Source organism: Psychrobacillus sp. (assembly GCF_056205495.1).
Genome location: NZ_JBAEAP010000348.1, coordinates 1 through 3,395 on the forward strand (window position 1 = coordinate 1; position 3,395 = coordinate 3,395).

4 protein-coding genes are annotated in these 3,395 nt (G+C 38.6%); 1 reads left to right on the forward strand and 3 read right to left on the reverse strand.

What is annotated here, in order from left to right:
- Positions 1–38: 38 nt before the first annotated feature.
- From AC06OU_RS10425 to AC06OU_RS10435, 3 genes are all read right to left on the reverse strand, one after another.
- Positions 39–209 carry a hypothetical protein gene (locus AC06OU_RS10425; RefSeq protein ID WP_475855612.1) on the reverse strand — a complete coding sequence of 57 codons (171 nt, stop codon included), beginning with the start codon at positions 207–209 and terminating at the stop codon, positions 39–41.
- Positions 210–384: 175 nt separating this feature from the next.
- Entirely contained in the window at positions 385–561 is a 177-nt protein-coding gene (locus tag AC06OU_RS10430) for a hypothetical protein (RefSeq protein ID WP_475855614.1), read from the reverse strand.
- Between the two features lie 15 nt (positions 562–576).
- Positions 577–1,797: a helix-turn-helix domain-containing protein gene (locus AC06OU_RS10435; protein WP_475855616.1), complete on the reverse strand. Its 1,221-nt coding sequence runs from the start codon at positions 1,795–1,797 to the stop codon at positions 577–579.
- A gap of 110 nt (positions 1,798–1,907) precedes the next feature.
- Here AC06OU_RS10435 and AC06OU_RS10440 point away from each other — a divergent pair, with 110 nt between their 5' ends.
- A complete protein-coding gene (locus AC06OU_RS10440) occupies positions 1,908–3,203 on the forward strand; it encodes a S8 family peptidase (protein ID WP_475855618.1) in 1,296 nt (431 codons plus the stop codon).
- The last annotated feature ends 192 nt before the right edge of the window (positions 3,204–3,395 follow it).

Sequence of the window (3,395 nt, forward strand, 5' to 3'; positions counted from 1 at the left end):
GGCAACCTAACGATTAACAGTTATGTACAGAATCTAACCTATTTGTTTAAGTGAGTATAAAATCGTGGACCGTCATGAAAATGACGGTTCTTTATTTGTGCTTTTCCAGGTTTGCTAGTTTCCGCAAGGTTTTTTTTAATCTCTGCAAGGTTTTGATTCGTTTCTGCAAGGTTTACGTCCGTCTGTGCAAGGTTATTTGCTCTCTGCAAGGTTCTCACTCGTTTCCGCAAGGTTTTGACTCGTCTCTGCAAGGTCCTCACTCATTTCCGCAAGGTTTACGCACGTTTACGCAAGGTTCTGCTTCTTCTCTGCAAGGTTCACCCCATCTCTGCAAAATTCTATGAAACTAAAAAAAGAAACCCCGAAGGATTTCTCTTTTTTTATTTAGCCAATTGGTGGGTGTATTGGGATAGTGTTTGTGCTTGAGCCAATCGGTGGGTGGATCGGGATAGAGTTTACTTCGCCGCTCGCACTAGACCCGATTGGTGGATGGATAGGAATAAAAGCGATTGCAACACCTGCTAATGTAGCTAAAATTAGGGCTTTTGTAGATTTTTTCATCAATGACACTCTCCTCTATTGTTTTGTTAGTAGAACGACTTTCTCAAATTTACCTTCTTGACGGTAATAGTCAGTTAAAATGACTAGGAATTGATGGTGAATCTCTTTAAGGTTTTCTCCTCTTGCTGTGTAGGGAACTAATTTTTCCTCTAAAAAGGTCATCGCCTTTTCCCTCTCACCCTCCAACAAAAATAAATAAAAGCTGGAAAACAATCGATAATGCATGATTTGCTGCTTTTTAGCCTCGGTTTTCAATAAAGTAAAGCTTTCCTTACATGCTTCCCATTGCTCCAAGCGGAACTGGGTTTGCGCCAAATTATATAAGCACAAGAGATAATTATCGGAATTCACAGGGATAATGGCTTTACTTTTTTGAAAGTACTCTAAAGCTTGCAAATAATCTCCCATCCGTAGATGTAAGTCACCTATATTGTGATAAATTTTTGGAAGGAGATGCTGCTGGTTAAGCAATTCTATGCTTCTTAACAAATGGGTATACGTATTTAATGCTTCATTGAATATTTTTGCCCGTGAGTAGTTTAAAGCAAGCGACATAAGTGTATGAAGGATTCGTTTGAAGTTGTATTGGTTACTATAAAATTGCAATGCCTGCTTACCATATATGATCGCTAAGCTAGACTCTTCTAAATGTCCCTTTACAACTGCCAGATGATAGTGAAGCTCTCCGGTAAAGGACCCTAACTCAGCTTGATCGTGAATAATTCGAGTAAGTTGCTTATCTGCCTCTTCAAATCTCCCCCTTAACATTAAAATTAAAGCACCCATGTATAAAAGTAAATACTTCTCATATTGGGAAAAATTTTGTTTTTGGGCATGTAGCCATTTTAGCTGATATTCTGCAGCGTCTCTATTATTTATTAATAGATAATAGCGTAGTTTGTAAAGCTCATATAGATAAATATGATCCGTAAACACAATAAGCTCATGATAGCCCTCTAAAGTTTTGAATACTTCTGTTGCCTTTTCTTCTTCTAAATAATGAATATGACATAAGAAGTCCTTTATTAATTCGAAAATTTGTTTTTCATTTGCCTGTACGTCCTGCAAGTCAATTTTTAAACGCTCCAGCAACAAACGGATTGTCTCAACATTTGCTTCCTTACTGTTATTTTCTATTTTGCTGAGATGAGGCACAGAACATATTCCATTAGCAAGACTTGTTTGTGTTAATCCTCTCTTTGTTCGATAAAATTTTATTAGCGAGCCAATCCTCATAGTACCCCTCCTAATTATTGTAAGATATTTTTTCCCAATAAACATAATTTTCAAAATGTGTTAGTTTTAATATTGTACTACAAAACTAAACCGAAAAGGAGTTTTCACAGATGAGCAAATTTAAAATCGCACTAGCAAGCCTCTTAATTGCAGGTTCACTTGCAGCACCGGTCCAAGCAAGCTCACCGGAAGAAACACCATCCTCAGTAGAGGACAGAAATTCTAATGTCGGGGTAGAAAAGTTTCGGGTGTATGTAGAAGCCAATAACAAGGCGAACAAAGCGTCCTTGGCAAATCAGTACGAAGTAAGATGGGAGCTTTCAGAAAATGGGTTCTCAACGGATATGAATGAAAAGCAGTTCCAGGCTCTTCAAAAAAATAAAAATATTACCGTAACAAAGGTTCCAACCGTAACACTGGATCTGCCAGAAGTAGATTCTACTACTCAACCAGCAGATTATGAGACTGCAGCAAACGCATCTCAGCAAACTCCTTGGGGCATTAAAGCAATTTACAATAATAGTAGTTTAACCTCCACTTCAGGTGGAAATGGCATTAATATCGCGGTATTGGATACTGGAGTAAATAGAAATCATACAGATTTAGTAAATAGAGTAGAACAGTGTAAAAACTTCACAGGCTCAACTACGGTTATCAACAATAGTTGTTCTGATGGAAATGGACATGGTACTCACGTTGCTGGGACAGCCCTTGCAGATGGCGGTAGTGACAAATCTGGAGTTTATGGTGTAGCGCCTGCAGCAGACCTTTGGGCATATAAAGTGTTAAGTGATAGTGGCTCAGGTAGCTCAGATGATATTGCAGCAGCTATCAGACACGCTGCAGATCAAGCTGTTTCTACAGGAACAAAAACAGTTATTAATATGTCATTAGGATCTTCTGCAAATAATAGTTTAATATCAAGTGCAGTTAACTATGCGTATAGTAAAGGTGTATTAATAGTTGCAGCGGCTGGAAACTCCGGTTACGCTCAAGGAACAATCGGATATCCAGGAGCATTATTAAACGCTGTTGCTGTAGCAGCTCTAGAAAATGTACAACAAAATGGAACTTATCGTGTAGCAAACTTCTCTTCTCGTGGTTATGCTTCTACAGACGGTGATTATGTAATCCAACAAGGTGATGTAGAAATCTCTGCACCTGGAGCATCTATCTACTCTACTTGGCACAATGGCGGATACAACACAATCAGTGGAACATCTATGGCATCTCCACACGTTGCTGGACTAGCTGCTAAAATTTGGGCACAAAACCCATCTTGGTCTCATACTCAACTTCGTACAAACTTGCAAAATAGAGCAAAAGCAGTAGACATTAAAGGCGGTTACGGAGCAGCAACTGGAGACGACTACGCTTCAGGATTCGGTTTCGCTCGCGTACAATAATATCCACTCTACAAATTTTACTAACGAAATCATAAGTAAAATTTTTATTAAAAATATAACTACCATAAATAATTTATAAAACAACAAAACTGCACCCCGCCAACGTTGGGGTGCAGTTTTGTCTATAAACATAATAATAGATTGAGAATATTACGGGTGCCTGGAAGCAGCATTACAGGTGCCAGGCACCTG